General features: G+C 50.2%; 21 protein-coding genes and 1 pseudogene. 3 read left to right on the forward strand and 19 right to left on the reverse strand.

The annotated features are described in order from the left end of the window. Nucleotides 1–16: 16 nt before the first annotated feature. The 10 genes from NLX71_RS21020 to NLX71_RS21065 all read right to left on the reverse strand — a co-directional run bounded on the left by NLX71_RS21020 (nucleotide 17) and on the right by NLX71_RS21065 (nucleotide 11,627). Entirely contained in the window at nucleotides 17–1,195 is a 1,179-nt protein-coding gene (locus NLX71_RS21020; RefSeq protein ID WP_254365727.1) for a thiolase family protein, read from the reverse strand. 18 nt (nucleotides 1,196–1,213) lie between these two features. Next, entirely contained in the window at nucleotides 1,214–1,981 is a 768-nt protein-coding gene (locus NLX71_RS21025; RefSeq protein WP_254365728.1) for an enoyl-CoA hydratase/isomerase family protein, read from the reverse strand. 249 nt (nucleotides 1,982–2,230) lie between these two features. Further along, the gene (locus NLX71_RS21030) at nucleotides 2,231–4,942 is read right to left on the reverse strand and encodes an alpha-L-rhamnosidase (RefSeq protein WP_254365729.1); all 2,712 of its coding nucleotides are present in this window, start codon (nucleotides 4,940–4,942) and stop codon (nucleotides 2,231–2,233) included. A 28-nt stretch (nucleotides 4,943–4,970) separates the two neighbouring features. Then, nucleotides 4,971–5,798 carry a carbohydrate ABC transporter permease gene (locus NLX71_RS21035; protein WP_254365730.1) on the reverse strand — a complete coding sequence of 276 codons (828 nt, stop codon included), beginning with the start codon at nucleotides 5,796–5,798 and terminating at the stop codon, nucleotides 4,971–4,973. After that, on the reverse strand, nucleotides 5,798–6,670 hold the full coding sequence (locus NLX71_RS21040; protein ID WP_254365731.1) for a carbohydrate ABC transporter permease: 873 nt from the start codon (nucleotides 6,668–6,670) through the stop codon (nucleotides 5,798–5,800). The genes NLX71_RS21035 and NLX71_RS21040 overlap by 1 nt, the downstream gene beginning before the upstream one ends. Nucleotides 6,671–6,734: 64 nt before the next feature. Beyond that, nucleotides 6,735–8,078 carry an ABC transporter substrate-binding protein gene (locus tag NLX71_RS21045; RefSeq protein ID WP_254365732.1) on the reverse strand — a complete coding sequence of 448 codons (1,344 nt, stop codon included), beginning with the start codon at nucleotides 8,076–8,078 and terminating at the stop codon, nucleotides 6,735–6,737. A gap of 97 nt (nucleotides 8,079–8,175) precedes the next feature. After that, nucleotides 8,176–8,931: an SDR family NAD(P)-dependent oxidoreductase gene (locus tag NLX71_RS21050; protein ID WP_254365733.1), complete on the reverse strand. Its 756-nt coding sequence runs from the start codon at nucleotides 8,929–8,931 to the stop codon at nucleotides 8,176–8,178. Then, a complete protein-coding gene (locus tag NLX71_RS21055) occupies nucleotides 8,924–9,952 on the reverse strand; it encodes a zinc-dependent alcohol dehydrogenase (RefSeq protein WP_254365734.1) in 1,029 nt (342 codons plus the stop codon). The genes NLX71_RS21050 and NLX71_RS21055 overlap by 8 nt, the downstream gene beginning before the upstream one ends. A 44-nt stretch (nucleotides 9,953–9,996) precedes the next feature. Continuing rightward, on the reverse strand, nucleotides 9,997–10,965 hold the full coding sequence (locus NLX71_RS21060; protein ID WP_254365735.1) for a C-terminal binding protein: 969 nt from the start codon (nucleotides 10,963–10,965) through the stop codon (nucleotides 9,997–9,999). Beyond that, nucleotides 10,965–11,627, reverse strand: coding sequence for a cyclase family protein (locus NLX71_RS21065; RefSeq protein WP_254365736.1), 663 nt, complete (start codon nucleotides 11,625–11,627; stop codon nucleotides 10,965–10,967). Before NLX71_RS21065 ends, NLX71_RS21060 begins: the two co-directional genes overlap by 1 nt. A gap of 316 nt (nucleotides 11,628–11,943) precedes the next feature. On the opposite strand from NLX71_RS21065, the gene NLX71_RS21070 reads away from it, so the two are divergent. Beyond that, the gene (locus NLX71_RS21070; protein ID WP_254365737.1) at nucleotides 11,944–13,056 is read left to right on the forward strand and encodes a GntR family transcriptional regulator; all 1,113 of its coding nucleotides are present in this window, start codon (nucleotides 11,944–11,946) and stop codon (nucleotides 13,054–13,056) included. A gap of 169 nt (nucleotides 13,057–13,225) precedes the next feature. Here NLX71_RS21070 and NLX71_RS21075 read toward each other — a convergent pair whose 3' ends face one another. After that, nucleotides 13,226–13,423, reverse strand: a complete 198-nt coding sequence (locus NLX71_RS21075; RefSeq protein WP_254365738.1) for a hypothetical protein — start codon at nucleotides 13,421–13,423, stop codon at nucleotides 13,226–13,228. A 423-nt stretch (nucleotides 13,424–13,846) separates the two neighbouring features. Here NLX71_RS21075 and NLX71_RS21080 point away from each other — a divergent pair, with 423 nt between their 5' ends. Next, on the forward strand, nucleotides 13,847–14,308 hold the full coding sequence (locus tag NLX71_RS21080) for a hypothetical protein (protein WP_254365739.1): 462 nt from the start codon (nucleotides 13,847–13,849) through the stop codon (nucleotides 14,306–14,308). Between the two features lie 240 nt (nucleotides 14,309–14,548). Here the strand turns inward: NLX71_RS21080 and yqeK are convergent, their stop codons facing one another. From yqeK to NLX71_RS21115, 7 genes and pseudogenes are all read right to left on the reverse strand, one after another. Further along, entirely contained in the window at nucleotides 14,549–15,205 is a 657-nt protein-coding gene (gene yqeK / locus NLX71_RS21085; RefSeq protein WP_254365740.1) for a bis(5'-nucleosyl)-tetraphosphatase (symmetrical) YqeK, read from the reverse strand. A gap of 144 nt (nucleotides 15,206–15,349) precedes the next feature. Then, nucleotides 15,350–16,252 (reverse strand): thermonuclease family protein, encoded by a 903-nt coding sequence (locus tag NLX71_RS26885; protein WP_309248975.1) that lies wholly within the window; start codon nucleotides 16,250–16,252, stop codon nucleotides 15,350–15,352. A 9-nt stretch (nucleotides 16,253–16,261) separates the two neighbouring features. Further along, nucleotides 16,262–16,792 (reverse strand): annotated as a pseudogene (locus NLX71_RS21095) (aminoglycoside phosphotransferase family protein); the annotation flags it as partial. Nucleotides 16,793–17,196: 404 nt separating this feature from the next. Next, nucleotides 17,197–17,895 carry a DUF4386 domain-containing protein gene (locus NLX71_RS21100; RefSeq protein ID WP_254365741.1) on the reverse strand — a complete coding sequence of 233 codons (699 nt, stop codon included), beginning with the start codon at nucleotides 17,893–17,895 and terminating at the stop codon, nucleotides 17,197–17,199. Nucleotides 17,896–18,146: 251 nt separating this feature from the next. Beyond that, entirely contained in the window at nucleotides 18,147–18,590 is a 444-nt protein-coding gene (locus NLX71_RS21105; protein WP_254365742.1) for a cell wall hydrolase, read from the reverse strand. A gap of 251 nt (nucleotides 18,591–18,841) precedes the next feature. After that, entirely contained in the window at nucleotides 18,842–19,708 is an 867-nt protein-coding gene (locus NLX71_RS21110) for a DUF4085 family protein (RefSeq protein WP_254365743.1), read from the reverse strand. A gap of 396 nt (nucleotides 19,709–20,104) precedes the next feature. Then, nucleotides 20,105–20,602 carry a suppressor of fused domain protein gene (locus NLX71_RS21115; RefSeq protein ID WP_254365744.1) on the reverse strand — a complete coding sequence of 166 codons (498 nt, stop codon included), beginning with the start codon at nucleotides 20,600–20,602 and terminating at the stop codon, nucleotides 20,105–20,107. Nucleotides 20,603–20,758: 156 nt separating this feature from the next. Here NLX71_RS21115 and tnpC point away from each other — a divergent pair, with 156 nt between their 5' ends. Further along, a complete protein-coding gene (gene tnpC, locus NLX71_RS21120; protein WP_254365745.1) occupies nucleotides 20,759–22,243 on the forward strand; it encodes an IS66 family transposase in 1,485 nt (494 codons plus the stop codon). A gap of 196 nt (nucleotides 22,244–22,439) precedes the next feature. Here the strand turns inward: tnpC and NLX71_RS21125 are convergent, their stop codons facing one another. Continuing rightward, nucleotides 22,440–22,994 (reverse strand): hypothetical protein, encoded by a 555-nt coding sequence (locus NLX71_RS21125; protein WP_254365746.1) that lies wholly within the window; start codon nucleotides 22,992–22,994, stop codon nucleotides 22,440–22,442. Nucleotides 22,995–23,011 lie beyond the last annotated feature (17 nt).

Raw genomic sequence — 23,011 nt, forward strand, 5'->3', positions numbered from 1 at the left:
TGATTCGTCCCTTTCTTTATACACGTTCAATCACGATAGCCGAGCCCTGTCCGCCGCCAATGCAAAGCGTAGCCAATCCCGTCGTCTTCTGCCGGCGAATGAGCTCATGCACCAACGTGACCACGATGCGGGCGCCCGAGCAACCGACAGGATGACCGAGAGCAATCGCGCCGCCATTGACGTTCACTGCGGCTTCGTCCAGCTCAAGGTCCCTAATAACGGCGAGCGATTGAGCTGCAAACGCTTCGTTCAGCTCGACGATATCGATGTCGCTTACGGACATTCCGGCCCTTTGCAGCGCTTTTCGCGTCGCCGGCACAGGACCAATCCCCATCACGGAAGGAGGTACTGCCGCTTGGGCAACAGAGCGGATTCTCGCCAGCGGAGCAAGGCCCAGCTCGTTTGCCTTTTCCGCCGATACAAGCACCACGGCTGCCGCCCCGTCATTGAGGCCCGAGGCATTTCCCGCAGTAACCGTCCCGTTATTCTCCTTAAAGGCGGGAGTCAGCTTTTGCAGCTTTTCCAGACTCGTTTCCATCGGGTGTTCATCCACGCCAATTAGCTGCTCGCCTTTTTTCGATTGAATTCGTACAGGCACAATTTCGCGCTCAAAGCGTCCTTCCCCGATGGCCCGAAGCGCTTTTTGATAGCTTTGCAAAGCGAACTTGTCCTGTTCTTCCCGAGAGATATGATACTTGTCAGCCAGATTCTCAGCCGTAATCCCCATATGGTAATTTTCGATCGCACAGTGAAGCCCGTCGTACAGCATCCCGTCCACCGTTGTTAACGCCCCCAGCTTCCGGCCCCAGCGCGCATCCAGCACTAAATGCGGAACGTTACTCATGCTCTCCGTTCCGCCTGCGACGATCACATCGGCCTCGCCTGCACCAATCTGCTGGTAGGCCAGGGCGATCGAACGCAAGCCGGAAGCGCACTGCTTGTTGATGGTCATCGCGGGAACTTCGATGGGGAGCCCACCCGCTAGAGCCGCTTGACGGGCAACGTTTCCTTTGCCGCCGGCTTGAAAGACATTTCCCAGTATGACTTCATCTACGACGGATCCGTCAATATTGGCCCGGTTCACCGCTTCGCTCACGACGATCGCCCCCATATTCGCTGACGATAACGATTGAAGGCTTCCGCCGAAGCGCCCGATCGGTGTTCTCGCTGCCGATACGATATAAACGTCTCTCAAACGAACTTCCCCTTCCGCTTATTGAAACGATGGCTTGCGTTTTTCGGTAAACGCGCGCATTCCCTCAAGTGAATCCGGATGATCGAACAGCATTGCAAACCGGTCGATCTCCAAATGCAGCCGATTTTCGAGCAATTGCTGAACTTGCCCGCCTAGCAGCCGTTTGATAGACGTAATGGCGGCTTGGCTTCCGGCAGCCAGACGACCGGCCAGCTCCATCGCGATTTCCCGGGGATTTTCTGCAAGCTGGCTTACCAGCTTCAATTCGTATGCGCGTTCGGCCGTAAACGTATCTCCGGTGAAAATAAGATGCGATGCGACGGCAGGCCCAACAATCGTCAGCAAACGCTGTGTCCCGCCGCCTCCCGGGATGAGACCCAGCTTGATTTCCGGCAGCCCGAATACGGCAGCCGGACCTGCGATGCGGATGTCGCATGCAAGCGCCAGCTCGAACCCGCCGCCAAGGCAATAGCCGTTAATGGCCGCTATGACCGGCTTCGAACAGGAAACGATTCGGTCGTTCAGCGCTTTCAAGCTGATCGCCGTTTCGTAAGCCGCGCTGACGGATATTCCCGTCATCTCCTTGATATCCGCTCCCGCAACGAACGCGCGATCGCTCCCGGTCAGCACGATCGCACGCACATTGCCGTCTTGTTCCAACGCGGCAAGTGCCGCGCGAAGCTCTGCGACCAGCTGATGGTTCAAAGCGTTCAGCGCCTCCGGCCGGTTGATCGTGACAAGTGCGCAGCCCTCCGCTTTTTCCACAATGAGAAGCTGATTAGACATGGCGCTTCCTCCTTCATTGCATGCCATCGTAGAATCGGCTTCACAGCCATTTCATGACCAAGCCGACCCATACCCGGCACGCCGGATTGATAAAATTTCATCTCTCGCCGCCGTCGTTTCAGTTCGGAAGTCCCGAACATCGCCCGATCGGCCAAACGCTTCAATCGGCACCTATATTCATTTATTCGAGCTTCCGTATGATCGTTCACAATGAAGAAATCCGTCACGGATCACTCCCGGGCTGCGGCATCATCGTTCCGTTGTAAACCGATACGTGCCCGGCTGGCACTCGAATACGGCGTTGTCCGCGTCCCCGCTCAAGCAAACGGCTCCTTCCGCCTGCCCCGCCGGCTTGCCGCCTTCCAAAATCGTCGTCCCGTACTTCAGCGGAACGTATACTTTTGCCGTTGTATTCGCCGGAACGGTCACCGTCAGCTCCAGCCCGCCGCTGTCGGTAAGCGACCAATTCGATCGGATCAATCCATGGATGCAGCGGTACTGCACATCGGCTTTACGAAGCCGGTCTTCGATTCGCGGCCGGATAACCATTTTGGTGTAACCCGGCTCTTCCGGATCAATTCCGCCCATATACCTGTACATCCATTCGCCGACGGCCCCCAGCGCGTAATGGTTAAACGAATTCATCAGCGTGTTCTGGAAGCCCGTTTCTTCTGTCCAGCCGTCCCATCGTTCCCAAATCGTCGTCGCCCCTTGCTTGATCGTGTACATCCACGAAGGGAATGTATCCTGCATCAGCAATCGGTAGGCAACATCGTCATAACCGTACTCGGAAAGCACCGGCAGCAAATAGCGGATCCCGTGAATACCCGTCGTGATATGCCAGTTTTGGCTTTCGATGCCGGCGACGAGATGCCTGGCGGCAAACTCGCGCTTGTCCTCAGGCAGCAGGCCGAAATAAAGCGCCATCGCATAAGACGTCTGCGTGCGGCCTTTGATCTGGCCGTCCTCCCGCACAAATTCCTTATTAAATGCCGCTTTGATCCGCTCGTACAGCGCCCCGAATTTGCGTTCGTCCTCCGCCTTGTCAAGCACGCCGGCCACATCGCGCATGATTTGTGTGACATGGGCGTAGTACGCGGTGCCGAACACATCATAAGGCGTCGTCGAATACGCGGAATAACGCGTCCCGAATTGCGCGCCCTCCAGCTCTTCCGTCGGAATCGACAGCCAGTCGCCGTATTGCGGCGTAATATCGCGCACATGCTGCGGGTGCAGCATTTCGTTGTAGGCGATCCAGCGGGACATCGCGTCATAATGGCGTTCCAGGATGCGAATATCGCCATAAATCCGGTACATGTTCCATGGAATGATTACGCCGGCGTCAGCCCAGCCCGACGAGCCTACCAGGAAATATTTGGATATGGTGGAATACGGCAAATGCGGCGCAATATCCGTAAACGCCCCGTTTTTCCACTGCGCATCTTCGACGTCGATCATCCATTTTTTGAAAAACGCCGCCACATCCATATTGTAGCTGGCCGTGAACGAATAAATTTGCGCGTCTCCCGTCCACCCGCAACGTTCGTCCCGCTGCGGGCAGTCCGTCGGCACGCTGATAAAGTTTCCGCGCTGCGTCCACCTAATATTGCTGAACAGGCGATTGACCATCTCGTCCGACGTTTCCACGCTTCCGGAGTCGTCCATGGCCGATTGAATCACTTCGGCGACCAGCGCAGTTGCGGCAAGCTCGCCGGGATACCCGTCGATTTCGATAAACCGGAAGCCGTGGAACGTAAAGCTTGACGTATACGTCTGCACTTCCGGGCCTTTGGCGATATACACGTCCGTTTGTCTGGCGTTGCGCAAATTTTCGGTATAAAGCTCGCCTGCCGGCGTTAACACTTCGCCGAAGCGAATCGTCGTTTGGTGGCCCGCTTCGGCTCCTGCCGGCATCGTCAACCGGATTCGGCCGACCATATTCTGGCCCATGTCGATCAGAAATCTGCCAGCCGCCAGCTTCATAATCTTCTTGGGTGCCATCTCCATGATCGTCTTGATCGCAGGGCTGCACTGGCCGTTCAGATAACCTTTGTATTCGAAAAAGACGTCCGGCGCCGACCAGCCGGACGCATCGAAACCGGCCTCGTTCCAGCCGGGCATCTCCAGCCGGGAGTCGTATATTTCGCCCATGATCAGATCGGAAGATACGATCGGTCCGAAGGACGCTTTCCAGCTCGTGTCCGTAGCGATAAACCCGCTGCTCCCGTCCTCGTATTCGATATTCAATTGCAGCAGCGCATAAGGGTCTTTGCCGTACTTCTGGAAATCGAACAGCCCGACGAAGCCGGCGTACCAGCCTTGACCGAGCGTCAGACCGATCGCATTGTCCCCTTGCATGATTTGTCCGGTAACGTCGAATGTCTGGTAATACACCCTTGTCTTGTAATCCGTCCATTCCGGCGCAAGCACGTAGTCGCCCGCCTTGACGCCATTGAGGTGGCAGACATACAAACCTAGCGCCGTCACATACAGCGTTGCCCGTTTGACGGGTTTGTCCGCGGCGAATGTCTTGCGCAAATAAACCGACGGCTTCTGCCGGTCCATCGTCGGGACGACATCCGAATTGAGGCCGATCCACTTCCCTTTCCACTCGTCGCGGCGCAGCAGGCCCATGGACCAATGGCCGGACGACCAAGCTGACGCCTCGTCGTTATGATCCCATATCTGCACCTTCCAATAATACGGTGTTCCCGACTGAAGCTCGCTCCCCATGTAGGCCACATTCGCGGATTGACCCGAGACGACTTTTCCCGTATCCCACATGTCCCCCATATCTTCGTCCAGGTTCGCCGCATCCGACGACACGATAATCCGATACGCCGTCTGCCTGGCGCCCCTGCCCGCCGCGTGTATCGCCCAGCTGAAACGGGGCTTCAATTCGTCGATGCCGAGCGGATTTTCCAAATATTCGATTCGCAGCGAAGTCGCACTGGCGCCCATCTGTCATCCCCATTTCCACTTGATATGTTCAACCTTTGGTTGCCCCCGCCGTCAAACCCGCGATAATGAAACGTTGTGCGGCAAAGTAAATCGCAAGCAGTGGCAAGGAAATAATGATAATGTCGGCAAACACGTAGTTCCATTGCGTGCTGTACTGCCCGGTAAACAAATAGAGCGTAAGCGGAAGCGTAATTTTCGTGCCGCTGGACAAGAAAAACAGCACGTACACAAAGTCGTTCCACACATAAATCGCATTAAATATAACGATCGTCACAAGAATCGGACCGAGAAGCGGAAAAATGATCCTGAAAAACAGCCGATATTTTCCGCTCCCGTCGATGATCGCCGCTTCGTCAATCTCTTTGCTAATGCTTTTAAGAAACTGATAGCATAAATAGACGCTTAGAGGCGACCGTATGGCGACATTTACCAGTATGACTCCCGTCAGCGTGCCATTCAAATGGAAAAAGTTCAATATTTTATATAAGGGGACGATGGCCGGAGGAACGACGAGTCCGAGCATCACGAGATGATTCGTGTATTTGCTGAGCGCGTCCTTCCTTCTTTGCAAAAAAAAGGCAGTCGCCGCAGCGGTAATCACGATAATGATAACGCTTGCAGATGTGATAAACATGCTATTTTTGAACGCCAGCAGCAAGTTGCCCATCTTGAACACTTTGGCGTAATTGGCCCATTCCAGTTTGGTAGGAAGACCTAGCCCTAAAACGGCGGCTTCCGCCGGAGGCTTGAGCGAGTTGACGATCAGCAAGTAAAAAGGAACAAGGAAAACGACTCCCGCAATAAGCAGGGCGATTTGCAGCAAAATTTGCGGCAGCCGGATCGAGTTCAGTCTCATTACATTTCGACCTCCCTTTTCTCCAGCGATTTCCGTAAGAAGACGGTAAGGATGATCACGACGACGAAGATGACGAGCTCGCCCGCAGTCGCCAATCCGTAGCGCCCCATGGAAAACTGTTTGTACACCATCGTTCTTAATACTTCCGAATAGTAGCCGGGGCCTCCGCCTGTGGTCGCATAAATCAAATCGAATTTGGTCAATCCCACGATCAGCGCAAAAATAATGTTCGCGTTAAAGGCGGGGGCAAGCATCGGGAACGTAATATGCCAAAATTTTTTCCACGGACCGGCACCGTCCACGGAGGCGGATTCCATCAGATCGGAAGGAATCGTCTGCATCGCCGCGATAAAGATGGCCAAATGAAAACCGATCGAACGCCATACGTCAATAAACGATAAGGAGAAAATGACGAGACTTTTGTCCACGAGCCAATTCATCGCCATAAAATCGAGTCCTGCCGCACGCAGCGTGCGATTCAGGATGCCGATTTCCGGATGCAGAATCGCGGTGAACAGCACACCGATGGCAATGTAGCTCATGACATAAGGCGAGAAAAAGACGGTGCGGAAAAAATTGCGCGTAACGGCAGCGTGATAGAGCGCTACGGCAAGCAGAAGCGAGCATCCCGTTTTCAAAATAATTGTAGTAATCGTGAATAACGCCGTGTTTTTGAGTGCCATGGAAAAGGCCGGATTCTCGAACAATTCCACAAAGTTCCGGACGCCGGCATATTTCACCGTATGGATGTCCCAATCGGTAAAAGCATAATAAAAACTGAACAAAGTCGGTAAAATGAAAAATACCGCATAAATCAGCAACCAGGGAATGGCGAAACTGAATGAGTAAGTTTTGCGCTGCAGGTTATCCAATCGAATCTCTCCAATCCGTTATTGGAGTCCCTTGCGGGACTCCAATCGTTTTGCGCCAATCTGTCTAGAATCCGGGTATGCCTTTTGCTTTGGCATTTTTCTTCAGCGTGTCCGTCAACGTTTCAGCCAGCTGCTCCGGCGTTTTTTGATCCATCAGCATCGCTTGCACCTGGTCGCCGAAAGCGCCGATGTTCGTAATGACGCTGAAGTCGAACGTTGCGAACTGCTTGGTCGTATTCGAAATTTTGATCATGTCCCGCACCGGTTCCTTCAGCTTGGACTCGTCCAGCTGGACCCCTTTGAGCGCAGGGACGCCGGCGGAAGGCTGGTATTCAAAATACTGCTTCTGTCCGTCGTTGGTCATGAAATAATTGATAAACTCTTTGGCTTTTTCCTTGTTCTTGCTGTCCGCCGGGATCCCGAAAATCATCGGCGGCCAAGAGGTGGCCACCTTCTCGCCGGCAACCGGCCACAAGAAGAAGCCCAAATCGTCCACTTTATCCGGAGCCGTATCGGCCAGCGTCCCGACAATGCTACTGAGTACCGGGTACATCGCCGCTTTGCCTTCGGTCATCGCCTGCTGCGCGTTGGCATAGCTCGCCGACAGGAAATCGCTGTTTACGTAACCGGAAGAAATGAGCGTTTTCAGCGTCTTGTAAGCGTCGATAAAGTTTTTCGCATCCTTGAACGACGCCTGATTCGCGTTGATCTTATCGAGCAGGCCCTTGTTCTGCAATTGATCGTAGGAGAAGGCGGTCAGCCCCGGAATTTGCAGCGTCCACGAATCTTTAGCCGACAGGTAGAACGGAATTTTCCCGGCTTTTTTAATTTTTTCGCTTGCTTTGATCAGCTCGTCCAGCGATTGGGGAATGTCGACGCCCACTTCTTTGAACACTTTCTTGTTGTATAGGATGCCGCCGAATTTGACACCTTGGGCCGGAATGCCGTAAACTTTTCCGTTATCTTTGTAAAAAGGAAGCAAACCTTCGTTGATGTTTTTCACACCGGGCAGGTCGGACAAGTCGGCAAGCGCTTTCGACGCCTGCAAGTCGTCCCTCATTCTGGCGCCGGGATGATAGCTGATAATATCCGGGAGGTCTTTGGTTGCGGCCTTTACTTTGTAGATTTCCTCGAATTTGTCGAGCGGCAGCAATTGAATATCGATGTTGGCGCCAGCTTTTTCGGCGAGCGCCTTGAGCCATTTGTCCCGGCTCGGGCTGTCGCCGGTCACGACGTGCGTCAACGTTACCGTTTTGCCCGCCGGCTTATCCGACGGACTTGACGAGGAATTGCCCGATGGGGCCGGTGACGACGACCCGGAAGGCGTCTTCGTCCCCCCGCAAGCGGCGACAACGGTCAAACTTGAAACGAAAAGCAATGATAATGCCGTTCGTAATCCTTTTTTCATCTTTTCGCAACCTCCCTGTTTTCAGCTTGCTTGAATCGAATGCGATTAGCCGGTCATGCTTGTCCGGTCCCACCTCCTTTCGGTGGCATTGCTGCCGCTACATGGCGATCAGTCCGCCGTCCACGAAGACGGTCGTCCCCGTCAAATATTCGGAATCGCTGCCGGCCAAAAAGACGGCCGTGCCGGCGATATCTTCCGGCGATCCCATTCTCCCCCACGGAATGCGTTGGATCGTCGCTTCCCGCATCCCCGGTTTGGCGAATTCGTCCGCGCTGATATCGGTATCGATCACGCCGGCGCCGATGGCATTCACGTTGATCCGATGTTTGGCCAGCTCCAGCGCCATGCATTTTGTCATAATTTTGATCGCGCCCTTGGTCATGGCGTACTGCGTCAAGTCCTCGGTGCCGACTTCCTCGGAGATCGAGGACATGTTGATGATTTTGCCGCCTTTTCCTTGCCGGATCATTTCTTTCGCCGCGCGTTGGCCGCTGAAGAAGGTGCCGAACAAGTTGACGTTCCATATGCTTCTGACCGTCTCTGGATCGACCTCGACAAACGGCTTGAACACGGCGATCCCTGCGTTGTTCACGACGATGTTGATTTCGCCGAATGTATCGAGCGTTTTATCATACAAACGATTGATATCCTCCAGCTTGGAAATGTCGCACGGAATCCCGATCGCCGAGCCGCCTTCCTGCCGGATCGATGCGGCCACTTCTTCACACAGTTCGGCATTCGTCCCGGAGACTACGACATTGGCGCCTTCCCTTCCGTAGCGGACGGCAATTCCTTTGCCGATCCCCCGCGTGCTTCCTGTCACAATGGCCGTTTTCCCCGCTAAGCTAGACATTTGCCTGACCCCTTCCATACGGATTGATGATAACTTTGCTGAATTTGGCGCTGCCATCGGTTAAAGCGGCGAAAGCGGCTGGAGCTTCCGCCAAGCTGCACGTTGTCGACCAGTGCTCGTTTGTGATATTGCCGTTCGTGAGCAAATAAACCGCTTGTTCAAAATCGGCATTCGAGTAAGTATAAGAGCCGATAAGAGAGATTTCTTGACGAACGACGTGATTCATCGACAATGTCGTTTGATCCTGTCCCAATCCCACGATGATAACGCTTCCGCCGGGGTTCACGAGCTCGATCGCCTGTTCGCGCGTCGCCTGCACGCCTACGCAGTCGATAATCGTATCGACGCCGCGCGCGGAGAAAAGATGAGCGAACGTTTCCTTCACCTGCTCCGGAACGGCCGTCTCCGCTCCCAACTGACTGGCGAATTCAAGCCTCTCTTGCTGCCGGTCAACGACCAGTACGCGCCGCGCACCCATATGAAGAGCGGCCTGAAGCGTCAACAGACCGATCGGACCCGCCCCGTAAACGACCACATCCTCAAACGGCCGCAAACCGAGCTTGACCGCATGAATGCAAACCGCGAGCGGCTCTGCCAAAGAAGCCAGATTCGAATCCAGCTCATCCGGCACCCGGTACATATTTGCAGCCGGAACGGCTACGAATTCGGCGAACGCACCCGGCCGATGGATGCCGATAATTTGCCGGTTGCGGCAAATGTTTGATCTGCCCGCCGCGCAACGATCGCATGCTCCGCAGGAAACGAGCGGATTGACGATCACTTTGTCGCCCGCCCGAAAAGCGCTTACATCCGGGTCAAGCCGCTCGATCACCCCGCAAAACTCATGTCCCATGACGAGCGGGGGCGTTCTCACACTGCTATGTCCCAAGTAGCCTTCCAACTCGCTGCCGCATATGCCCACAGCCTCGACGCGAATAATCGCCTCGCCCCGCTTCAGTTCGGGAATTTCACATTCTTCCAGACTCAATCGTTTCGGTCCGTTATAAACCAGAGCTTTCATTGCTGCGCTCCCCCGTTCCTTCGATTCGCCATTCGAATGGCGTCTTATTTACCAACGCCGTTCATGATGTGCTGTGGAGTCTCACCGCTGAAAAGCCGTTTTATTTCGAGCGCGGCATACTCTTGCAGACGTAAAAGAGCGTTTTCGGAATACCAAGCGCAGTGGCTCGTCACGATGCATTGCTCCATTTGAAGCAATGGGCTGTCCGGCGGGATCGGCTCGTGCTCCAGAACGTCTAGCGCCGCGCCGGCGATTTCGTCGCTCTGCAGTGCGGAGATCAATGCTGCGGTATCAATCGTTCCGCCTCTGGAGGTGTTCACGAGAAAGCTCGTTTGCTTCATCCCGCGAAAAGCTTCCTCATTGAAGATGTGCCTCGTTTCTTTCGTGAGCGGCATGTGTACGGAGATGATGTCGCTTCGCGTGAGCAGCGTCTGCCAATCGACCTTCTCTACGCCGAGCCCGGCAAACACCGATTCGCTTACAAACGGGTCGTAGCCGATCGCGGTTAAACCGAAAGCTTGCGCCCTTCGAACAACCGCTTTGGCAATATTGCCGAAACCGGCAACGCCGATTATTTTATCCTGCAGCCCGATGATTGGCCGGCACGGAGCGATTTCCCATACGCCGCTGCGAACGCGCTGTACGATCTGCGGTATTTTGCGCACGATGCCAAGCATCAGCGACAGCGTGTGATCGGCAACCTCGTGAACGGCGTAGTCGGGAACGTTGACGACGGGAATGTTCTTGCGCTTTGCCGCCTCAAGGTCGACGTTGTCGACGCCGATGCCGTACCGGACAATGATTTGGCATTTGCGGAACGCTTCGATCGCCTCGGCGGTTACCGGGGCCCACTGGGTCAACACGGCATCGGCGTCTTGGCAGAGCGCCGCGACTTCCGCAGCGGTTTTACACTGCCCGGTCACAAAATGAAAGCCGAGCGGCTCCAAAATCGCCTTTTCTTGTTTTAAATCGGGAAATCCGTAATCGGTAACGGCAACCTGATAGGCGTTCATCAGTATCCTCCCGCTGTATCGTTATTTAACATCGCCAGCGCCCGCACAGGCGACCCGTCCCGGCCTCGAATACGCAAAGGAGCGGCCATAAAGAAAAACGTATCCGTTCCGACGTCCCCCAAATTAGCCAAACCTTCCACAATGACGATTTCCGCGCCCAACAATATTTTGTGAACCGGGTCGTAATCGGTAGGATTCGGCGTCGGCACGTCCATGCCGATCAAAGCGATTTTGCGTGTAGCCAGCCATTCTGCCAATTCGATCGTCATGTACGGAAAATCGGAAAAATAATGCTTCTGCGGAAATTGGTTGTGCCATTCGGTCCGATAAATCAACCGCGTTCCTTCGCCGATACGATCCGCGTATCGTGCGAAATCTTCGGGCGTAATCGGTTCCTTGGGCTTCTTGTGGGATAAATCGACGAGCAAAGCGTCTCCGACGCATTTGGTCAAATCAAGCTGTTCTACGGTTTTGCCATCGTCCAGAAAATGAAATGGAGCGTCCAGATGCGTCCCTTGGTGCGTGCTCATCGATAGCTGGGTAATGTTATATCCAATGCTATCAATGGTGTTATGGACGATTACGGCGCATTTCGGGTCGAACGCAAAGGTCGGGGCGGCATGATAAATGTCCATCGATAAATCGATCAGTTTTCTCGTCATTGGCATGATACCTCCAAATAAAAGATATATCCAATTTACAAACCCAACATGCGATTAAACAGCAAACAAGATAAAGCGGGAAGCGTTTTCATAAAAAGAGTAGCACCTTGAAGTTGATATGTCAATACATCATTTTATACTTTACATTTAAATTGGAACTGCCAGTGTTTGATCTTCCTTGGCATTCGCAGCGCGACGCTTTACGATTCCGATTTTTCATGGCAACAAGGCAGATATTGATATGTTGGAGATAATAATATATACTTTAATCATTATTATGAAAACGTGAAAACTCAAATCGGGGTGGCCGCTAACGATGAACACAAAGATACCTCTATACTCGCAAATACAAGATTATATTTTGCAGCAGATTGAAAAGGGACATTGGCCGGCTCACCATCAAATTCCTCCTGAACGAGAAATCGCCGAACAATTCCAGGTGAGCCGCATTACGGCGAAGAATGCCATGATGGGGCTGGTTAACGACGGATTTTTATATAGGCACCGGGGCAAGGGAACGTTTGTCGCGGCAAGAAACCATAACAAGCAAGCCAAAGAAACGACAGCGCCGCTGTTTACGGCCATGCAGCCGTCCAAAAAAATGATCGGCTTCATTATGCCGTGGATGGAATTCCAATACTCCTCTCTCTTGATTTCCGGTGTGGAGGCTGCGCTCAGTCAGCTTTCCTATCATTTATTATTTAAGCGCATCAAAGGCCGCGAGGAGGAATCGAAAGCGATTCAAGCGTTTTTGGACATTCCTGTCGATGGGATTATTATTGTGGCCTGTCAAGGAGAGCAGCACTTCAACGACGACATTGTAAAATTGATTCTAAACAAGCATCATGTCGTGCTGGTGGAAAGGACGATGCGCGATATCCGTACGAACGGAGTCTACTGCAATACGAAGGAAATCGGCACGCTGATGGTCGAATACTTGTGCAAGCAGGAGGCGAAGCATATCGGACTGATCACTTATCCTTCCCTGTATACAATCGGGGTGAGCGATCGTATTAATGGGTTCCAGTCGGCGCTCGTCCGAATGGGGAGAGAACCCTTATCCGAGCAGAGCATCCTCTCGATTTCCCCTTCCATTCTCGAGGAATTGAACCGGGATGTAGTTCCGCCGGAGATTATGACTTTTTTACAGGATAATAAGGAGCTCGATGCCATTGCGGCCGTCGACGCCTTGCTTGCGCAATATGTAGGCATGGCTTGCGCTAAACTGAATCTGAAGCACATCAAAATCATTTGCTGCGACCAACCGCTGTTTCATTCCGATTGCCTATTCCCTGTCGCTTATATTGACCAATCCCCGTTTGAGATGGGTACCATTGCGGCCCGGATGATCGTTGACTCCATCGAAAATCAGACCGAAGCCAGAAAACATATGATCAATCCCCGCTTGATTGAAATATCGCAAGGATAAACGGCTGCGCCGTCTTTTTGAAAGGGAGGGCTGTCCCACAAGGTCTGAAAAGGACTTTGGGGCGGCTCTTTGTTTTCCAGGCAATCGCCGAGCCGCTATTATAGTCCGAAAACATCGAATTACAAAGTCAAAACGCCTCTCCAAACAGCTGGAATCCGATTTAGCCAACTTACAGAAGGGTATAATCGAACGGTTGTGCAAAATGGGCGTTGGAAATGGGCAAAGTCGACTTACGGTCGCTATCTCCTTCATGACACGATAAGTAGTGGGCAAAATCGAATTGCAGTTGATCGAATCCGCTTCCCGCTTCGCGGCTTACCCAATCAAGAGAGAGACTCCCTTCCGGTACAGCCTCTATCCGTTTCACAGCCGCTCCCCGTTAGTTCCTAATACACAACAGTGCATCGAACGTCACTGCCCCTAATGCCAGCCAGAATGCCAGATTATTTCGTAAATGATAACGGTCGTATTTCAGGAATCTCCTATCCTTGCCTCGCCAGACATGAAGTTAGCAATCAATTGCAAGTACACCTTTGCCGACGACTCGAGCTCGCTAATCTCCACAAATTCCACTTCCCCGTGCGATGAGGCCTACCGACAGATCGCGGAAAAAGCAGTTGCCGCCCAAACCCAGGCAGCGAACGCGCTCTCTTCCCTCGACGCCACACTTGTGGACGTCAATAATCGCTTGACAGTGATCGAGAAGGTTTTAAAGGAAGTCGAATAACGGATAGTCGGCTTGTACGAACAAAAGCGAATCAAAAAACAACCAACCAAAAGGAGATGTTAAATGAACGAAGTATCGTTGTTTCGCCTATATTTACTAAGAGCCGTGTACCTCTTCCTCGCCACTGGGCTCATTATTTTCCAATTTCCAGCAGTCATCCATCAAGCCATTTATCAGGATCAGAATTGGGAGTTTATGCAAGGCGTAGTTGCTTGCATGCAGGTGACTTTTGGGCTGCTTTTGATTTTGGGAATCCGCTATCCATTGCAGATGTTGCCTATGCTTCTATGGGAAATGATTTGGAAATCGATTTGGTTGCTGATCGTCGCGCTCCCACTGTGGTTATCCGGCCATATGGACGATTCAACCACGGCGAATGTTTTTGCATGCTCCTTTGGGATCGTTATTCCAATTGCTATGCCTTGGTCCTACTTCTTTGCAAAGTACATACGGAAACCAGGAGACCGGTGGCTAAATGTTAAAGTGCGGGGGACAGTTGTGGTTAATCAGGAGAAGGCCAACTAGAATGTTCACCATCATTTATTGAGCCCTCAAAAGTGATTGTTTATCTTTTGATCAAGTTCCCACATCTAAGCTGGACGTTAGTATTAAGGGTTAACCAGTTCTTTCTGGTTGATCCTTTTTTATTTTGCATTGAGGATTAAGTTCGCCGAGTTGAATGTACCCGCCTGTGGACTTCACACTTCCTATTTCATTGTTCCTCACATTTCAATAAATATTGTTTATTTCGAATGTACGATTCTGCTATGCAATGCTAGTCTTTATTGAGCTCTCGTACCCGTCGTTTAAAGATAACATCAGCTCGTCCCTTGCTTCAATCAGCCACGGGTGTACTAATTTTAATTTGTCCCTCTGTCCCCAAACATGATCTAAATAGACCAAAGCGGCTCCATCCAAGTCTAAATTTTCAAGTTTAGATCTCATTGCTTCTTGATAGGGGTGGTCTCCAGGTAGATCCCATGAGATTTTATCAGATACAAATAGTACCTTAGCTAATATGTTTGCCCCCGCTTTTAAAGTGGTGTGGCATTCAATTGCCTCTAATACGTCAGTGTTCGTGCACCCAAATATTTTGCTTGCCATATCTTTTGAAAGCTTCTGATGAATAATACGATGATAGTGGCATTCGTCCTCCAATATTTTAATATTTGATTCCTGAGCTATCCTCATCATATCTGTTTTAGGAATTACTTTGCTTACATCATGCAGTAAAGCAGCTTGTGTTGCTAATTCGATGTCGACACCAAATATGTTTGCAACTCGAACCGATTCATTAAGTACTGAAAGGGTATGATGATATGTACTTTCCTCGTTGTGGTTTATCAAGAATATCTCAATGTCTTGTTTTATTTCCCCTGTAAAAACAGTACCATTTATGTATTCTCGGTATACTGTACTCACATAGTCCCCTCCCATTCTATATCAAAGCACATAATAAAAAACGGGTAAGATGGAAAAAGGTTTCAGATTGGTTCGTGCAAAAATGGAATCCTGCCTGATAGCTAAACGAGGCTGTGGGCGATATTTGACTTACATATTTCTTCGTCATGGCCAAATAAAGTAATTGACCGCGTTTCCGGTACGAACCATTTCCTTGTTAACGTCAAGTCCTGTACTTTTCACATAAACATGCGCAAGCAAACGGCCGTATCCGTCGATCGGATCTTGACCCGTCTCGATCACGACTTCCGTCCCGACAGGAAGCAATCCCGCAAGCTTAGCCGACGCTGCTTCCGCGTAATAGCCTTGGGATTGACCCTCGTAATTTTTCTCTGGCGTATCGATCGAAAGGAAGCGCAATTTGGTCACGCCCAGCACCGGAGTCGTCAAATGAATCGTATCGCCGTCCACGACGGAAGCAACCGTAGAAGTATAGTTTGCAGCAGGAGTCGGAGCCGGTAATTGAGGATTCAATTCCGTCACGTCTGCCGCTTTCCTAGGCATCAGCTGATAACTGTCATATTGGCCTAGAATACCCGTAAAGTCGTACCATGTCTTTGCTTTCAGCTGCCCGATCGCGTTCGTTTCCGCCATGACGCGAAGGGTCATGCCGTTGAATTGCTCATCAATGGTTGGAACATTGTATCCTCCGCCCGAAACGGTCGTCGGTACGTCGGTCACGAAGCCGCGAACCGATACGATACGGCCTTTGTTCGGTTCTGCCGTCGTTGCGTCGCTTGCTTGCTGAAGAGAAAGCGTAAGCGGTGCAGGAACCGTTTGGCCCTCCGCCTTCACCGTAATGGTATCCGGCGTAATTTCGGTCAATCCCTTATAAGCAGTGATCATTCCTTTAATTTCAACGAGCTTGCCTTCCGTTAACGCTGGAAAAGCAGAAGCGTCAACCGCAAACACGTTGATTCCGCTCGTTGCATCCTGTACGAACGTAGACAGCTTGCCGCCGCCGATTGCCGAGTTGTCCGCCGTTACGACGCCTTGAATCGTAACCATTTGACCGGAAAGCGCTGGCCATGACCGGTAATGCAGATACGTATTCTTCATGAAATCCGCATGGCTCAGGTTGGGCAGGCTCTGTAGCACAGCGGGCTGCTCCGCATACAGCTTGCCTTGATAGCGTCCTAACTCCAGCGCAGCCTGTTCATACATGTCACCGGTCAAGTCTAAACCGGTTACGCCATCGATAAATTCCAGCCACAGCTGGAATTTATTTTCTTCGGCATTGATCTCGGCGTGATAACATGTCGGCCAGCGGAAGGCATCCGAGAACGTCGCTCCCAAGTCAGACGCATAGAGATCATATTCCCGGCGCCATGAACCCGGATCGCCGTAACGCTCCCATTTCTTCTGGATTTTCAGAACGATTCGGTATGGCAATTTTTCTCCATCCGCGGTTTCGGCGATCCCCGTTACCAGGTACACATTTCCTACAGTTCCGCCCTGTAACGGCATGGTTTGGCAGTCGGCCGAGATGATATCCTTCTTGAACCTTCGGCTTAAGGCATAGATCAGCGTTTCGAATTTAATATTTATTTCTTCCATCCTCCGTTTCTCTTCGTTTGATTGCTCCACATGGCGATCGTTTTGTTTCGAGCCCTCTTGTCGATGAGCTAGTATCATGTCAGTCCCCCAAACTCCACCAAAATAAAGTCCACTACCAAACATGATAACAAATAATTTAGGTGAAGGCTGGTAAAAGACAATTATTGTTAAACTTTCCTGCCCGATTTGAACAAACCAAAAAGAAGCTGCGGCATAAGCAGCTCCTGCATTAAAGTTCCCGCAATAGTTCCCCCTCCACCCATTAGAGAGTGAGAGATTAGACCTGAGAATTATTCAAGTTTAATTGTGTCGCGCCATCAATAATTAAGCACACTTATGTCGCGCTGATCCCTAAAGGGTAGTTATCCTGCGAATACACGAACCTGCGTGAGTAATCAATTGGATACAGAATCCTGTTCCGCCCGGTTGAATCCTTTAATGATTAGCCATATAGCCAAAACCAATTGTTGAAAGGCTATCAAACTGTTCAACATCATGTAGGTTGCATCCAGACCGATGAAGCGAATCATAAATAATAAGCTTGCCAATATGGACAGTGTAGACCCAATAAGACCCGAAGCTGACAACCAACGTGGAACTAATTTTATTTGGTAAAATATGCAGTTAAACAAGAGCATAGCCAAAACAAATGCCAGTGTCGTTGCCACATGGTTCACCAAATCACGTCCTTCCCGTAACAATCCACCCAGGGTCTGAAAATACGATACATTCAGAGTTCCAACTTTTGCAAATTCGTGGCTTAATGTCAATAGCAACAGAAGAATGATTACACCAAAAATAATGAACACACCCGAAATGATGCCGAAAGCAACAGATCCAAGAGCTAAACCATTATTATGCTTACTTAAAATCGGATACATCAAAATAGGAATACCAACATATGCAACAACCATTAACAACTGGAAAAACGCTCCTACAAGTACCTGATTTTCATTTGTAGAAGCCTTGACAAGGTAGTCTGCTCCATCTATAACAGGAACAACACTAAATATACCTGTAACCAACCCGGTTATTAACAACACCCCAGTAATTACTGCAGACCTTCTACCTGAATTTGCACTCTTCCTCAACATATTTAACCTCCCTACCTACCTTTTATAATAATATTACAGGAATTTTTGCATCGCCATTGTGTACGTATTGGCAGGCAAGCTCAATTTTTCGCTGAAATGAGAAAAGAACTGGTCAACAGCACGGAGCCACGCTTCGCTCACATCTCTGACCAATTCCCTTGTCCGGTTTTCAAAGAGTCACTGGAAATTCATAGGGTGCTTTTCGGGGAGTAGCATCGCTAACGGCGAAGAGCCTCTTTTCGTTTATAATATTAAAACGTACTATATACATTTTCACATTCTTTCGCGGTCGGTTCATAAAAACAGTGCTTCTTCCATCGTCCTGCGAGCGGCTGATTATACCAAGTTGGCGGACATGGTCCGGGATCTTCAAACGTTCCTGGACGGAAATACCATAGGGAGAATTTGGCTGGCCAATTCCGCACCCCATTCACAGTCCGTTGCGCCAGACGGCGTTCTCTCTCTCTTGCGTTTTGATAGTACAAACCATGTTGCAACGCTTCGAACGCATGCGGCTGGTTGATCATTTGGGGAATTGTCCGGATTCCTTTAAAATCGGAGCAATTCGCTCTTATTCGGTTAATGCCAACATTTCCAACAAGGAGCATGCCCATTTCGCCTTCGGTCTCAGCTTCGGCCCGAAGCAACCTTGCCAACATATCAATATCCTGCTTCCTGGCTTTTACGACTGCCATTGGCTCACCTCTTTAGATTTCTAGACTCATCATATGTAGGTGAAGCGAATGTGTTACTCTGGCAAAATAGAGAACGATAATAAATAGCCGTTCCACCACACTCCATAAAGAATTCGACTTACCATCCCCCTGCCCCTACATCCTTTATGCTTGATGCTTTTGGCCGTGACCGCTGGATGTTACTGGACGGTAAAATTTTCATCCCAATTTGTGACCCACCGGGTCATGGGCGTTTAGTTACTATATTCAAGTCATTCTTGTTCTACAACAATGTCTGCGCAGTGAATAATGAGTTCAGACATTCCTTCGCCCGAAAACAGGATATGGACTTCATAGCCGCAATCCGTACGATACAGCTCATTATAAATCCAATAGCTGCCCACAATGTGCTCGTCTTGTCTGATGATTTTGTCGACTGCATCAAATGTAACCTTGTTGTTGTTGGTAAATCCGCCTCGCGTGTCCAGTCTCATAACCATCTGCTTGCCGGACGTAAGCTCCGTCACTGTGCAATCGTGAAAACCGAATTGGCTGCGGATATGTTCGGGAATGTTCTCCGCTTGTTGTGCCTGCCTATATTCATCCAAGACCAGCATCATGTGCTTTTTATTTTCTTTGCTCAGTTGCTTCAGTTCGTGCAATACCTCTCTCGTACAGTAACCCAGTACAAACACCCGCATATCCGCAATGCGTGAGGACAGCTCTCCCGGAAGTTTATGAAACGCTTCCTTATATGCCCACTCCTGAATCTCGCTGAATTCTTCCTTACATTTCATTTTATCAAAAGGAGGCCGGACATCGTAAGCGGCAATTAATTGCTGTATCCGATCCATTTCTTCAGAAGTCATGTGATAGACCATTGTATCCTCTTCACTGATCTGATCCCCATTCAAAAATTTATCGAGAGCCACAAATTGCGCGCCATCCTGCTCCAGCATAAACCGGGGATCGACGTCGTAAACTTTCCGCCTCTGACTAATAAATTCCTTTTCCTTCTTTTTATAGAGCCGCAAATAAAGTGCTTCGTAATGTTCGTAGGCACTCTTGTGCGCCCTCATGCCAAAATGAAGTCCTGTCCGCTGGCATAATTCATACCATTCTTTTGTCAAATATTTCACAGAAACACTCCTTCATTGGCCTCCATCGGCCCGATCCCTTTAGCGAGACTGCTTCCTGTTACTCTGCCTTCTCATAGCGATTATTCTGCATTGCCTGCTCGATCCATTCCTAATTTCATGCTTAGGTAGCAGGATGTTGCCTCCAAAAGCATTTTACGAGCCCCCATACGCCAAGATCCCTTCTGCGCCTGCACTGATAAATAACCATTTCCCTCTGTGGCTTATAACATACGAAAAAGCCGTGGAAGTACTCGCGGCCTGTTTGTAGGTAATTCATCTGCTACTCCCGTTTGATTAACTCCAACCCTTTCGTTAACAACTGTTCATCATCTTTAACATAGTTGCAATGTTATTTTTGGTGGTTAATAGCGAGTTCGAATGATATTGAACTGCTTATTAATAAGGACGAGTGGGATCTATTATTGAATGCTGAAGCTTTTCTATGTAAGCATCAAAAGCATCTATGCCTTCTTGTAAAATTATACGTGCTTCTTTATGAGTAATTGGTATAACCCACAAGACACTAATTATTTCTTCACCTATTTTTATTTCTTCTAAATCCTCACTTTCTCCTCTTAGTTCATCAATCAAGAGGGCTTTTGTAGTCCAGTTCTCTGGTGCGAGTGCGCTCTCAGTCATTACTCGTGGTATTTCCGAAGATTTTATATTTTCAATATTATGGGCAATGAGGTCGCAGAAATATGAGAATATGCGATCAATGCTTTCTTGTCCCAAATCGGGTTTTAAAGCTAGCATCCATTCAGTCTCAGTAGGTTTTCCAGTTTTTCGAATGGAATTAGATAGGCCGACTGTTGCGAATCTTGCAGGAATTTTATCGTTAATTGATGGGAAATAATATATCTCAATATATACGCCAATCTCCGGTTTTGTCATTATGACTCTATATTCTGGCATAGACCATTCTTTAATATATAAATTAAGGTAACTACTCAGTACCCCAAGTTTAGGGTCCTTTTTTTATACTGGATAGGATTTCAAGAACTTTAGTCGAATATATCCCCATAACGACTTTTGGGGAGGGCTTGCGTGATGGTGATGAATCTGAACCCGACGCCAGAACAAATCTTGAAAATCAGCAAGGGCGATCCAGAGATTGCGGCTTTCATCACCGCTTTGCTCGTGCAAAATCGTCAACAAGCCGAACAAATCGCACGGTTGGAAATCCGTGTCAAGGAATTAGAACGTAAACTCGGACAGAACAGCAACAATAGCAGTAAGCCGCCCTCCAGCGGCGGGTTCGACAAACCGGCTCCTAAAAGTTTGCGGGGCAAAAGCGGCAAATCTAGCGGTGGACAACCCGGTCATACAGGCCATTATTTTGAATTGACCGATCATCCGGACCATACGTTCATTTCCTCCGTTTCCTCTTGTGCCTGTTGCCATCGTCCGCTTGCGGACATTCCAGCTATCGGTGCCCAGCGCAGACAAATGATTGACCTGATTGTCCGAATGGAGACAACCGAATTCCGGGCGGAAACGGTTTGCTGCCCGGATTGTAGCCATATCAACCAAGCAGATTTTCCGGATGAGGCCCCGTCTTACCGTATCCAGTATGGGAATAACCTGAAAGCCGTCGTCAGTTACTTGAACGTTCAACAACTTCTCCCCTTGGAACGATTGGGGGATTTCGTAGAAGCCCTGACCGGGCATCGAATCAGCGAAGGCACCATAGTGAACATGAATCAGGCTCTGTACGAGAAACTGGAAGCTTTCGAGACACAAGCCAAGGCCGTGCTCAGGTCAGTCCCGGTTCTTCATAGCGACGAAACCAGCATGCGCGTGAACGGAAAAAACCACTGGGTTCACGGATGTACCGACGGTCAAACAGTCCATTATGCCGTGCATGTGAAGCGCGGTAAGGAAGGCATGGATGCTGCGGGTATTTTGCCGGGATATCGCGGAAATCTCGTCCATGACGGCTGGATGTCCTACTTCTCGTATGCGGAATGTGGACATGCACTTTGCAACACCCATCATCACCGGGAATTGAACGGCATCATCGAGAACGACCAGCAACAATGGCCTGAAAAGATGATCGGGCTCCTGTATGAGATCAAGGGAGCCGTGGAGCAAGCCAAGGCCGATGGGTGGAACTCTTTGATGCCGGAGCACATCGCGTACTTCGAAAACCGGTATGAACAGGTCATCCGGTTGGGCCACTCGGAAAATCCGCCGCCGCCTCCACCTCCGCCAGATGCGCCGAAGAAAAAAGGGCGGGTCAAGCAGAGTAAAGCGAAAAATCTGCTGGATCGCATAGAGAACCGGAATGCTGTACTAGCGTTCATGTACGACTTCCGAATCCCGTTCACGAATAACGAAGCCGAACGGATCGTCCGGATGGTGAAGCTGCAGCAGAAAATATCTGGCACCTTTCGCAGCGAGAAAGGGGCGGGCGTGTTTTGCCGAATTCGAAGTTATGTCGCCACCCTTCAAAGACAGAAGTTGCCGATTCTCGAATATATTCGGCGCGCTCTGGAAGGCCAGCCTTTCATGCCCTCGTTTCGAACCGTCTAAGATGCGTTTAACCATCTCATTTAGGGGTACTCCGTAATACTCGGTACCCCTATTTGGTTCTGCTCTCAGGCTACCTCTGAGTAGTTACAAATTAAGAATAATTGTTCTTCTGATGTCGAAGTCCAGAATTTTTTCTTGGCTTGACTCTCTATTGATTTGCACATCCATCACCTACCAATATGTCATAGTGAACCTGCTAAAGTTGTCCCTGTTCAGCACGGTCCCCCTTCCACTTCCTCACCGTAAGTAACCCACCTACGCTAACTGCATTCATTTGTCCTGCCGAATCTCGGAAAAATCGCACCTCCTCCGGTTCCGAGCCTTGAGATATTGTCAAAAAATGATCTCTAGCAATGGCCCTCATCGGAAGAGGCTCGCCATCCATGAACCGTACAACCAGGTTGCCGTTTTCCTGTGCAACCGACACACCCAAACCAGCGAACGCCATATATGTCCCTGCATAATCAGGCAGACGATCGGCAGGGACATCATAATCATCGTAGGTGCAAAGAGTCATACCCCCGGTTCGGAATATCTCCGTGTAGCGTAGCATATCCCGGATTGTTGACTTGAGGAATCCTGCCGCGCGCATAGCCGGTGCATCCCACCAGATGGGGGCCGCATACACCTCGCTTGTTCCATCAGTCATTCTGTTGGCATAATTTATAGAGACGTTCGTAAACTCGGCTACCTCCGCAGGAGTAAATACGCTGCGTGTCATTCCTATGATAACCGGGAAAACCATCCACATGCAAATAGCCTCGGTGA

The sequence above is a fragment of the Paenibacillus sp. MZ04-78.2 genome (assembly GCF_024213375.1).
Lineage (GTDB): Bacteria > Bacillota > Bacilli > Paenibacillales > NBRC-103111 > Paenibacillus_G.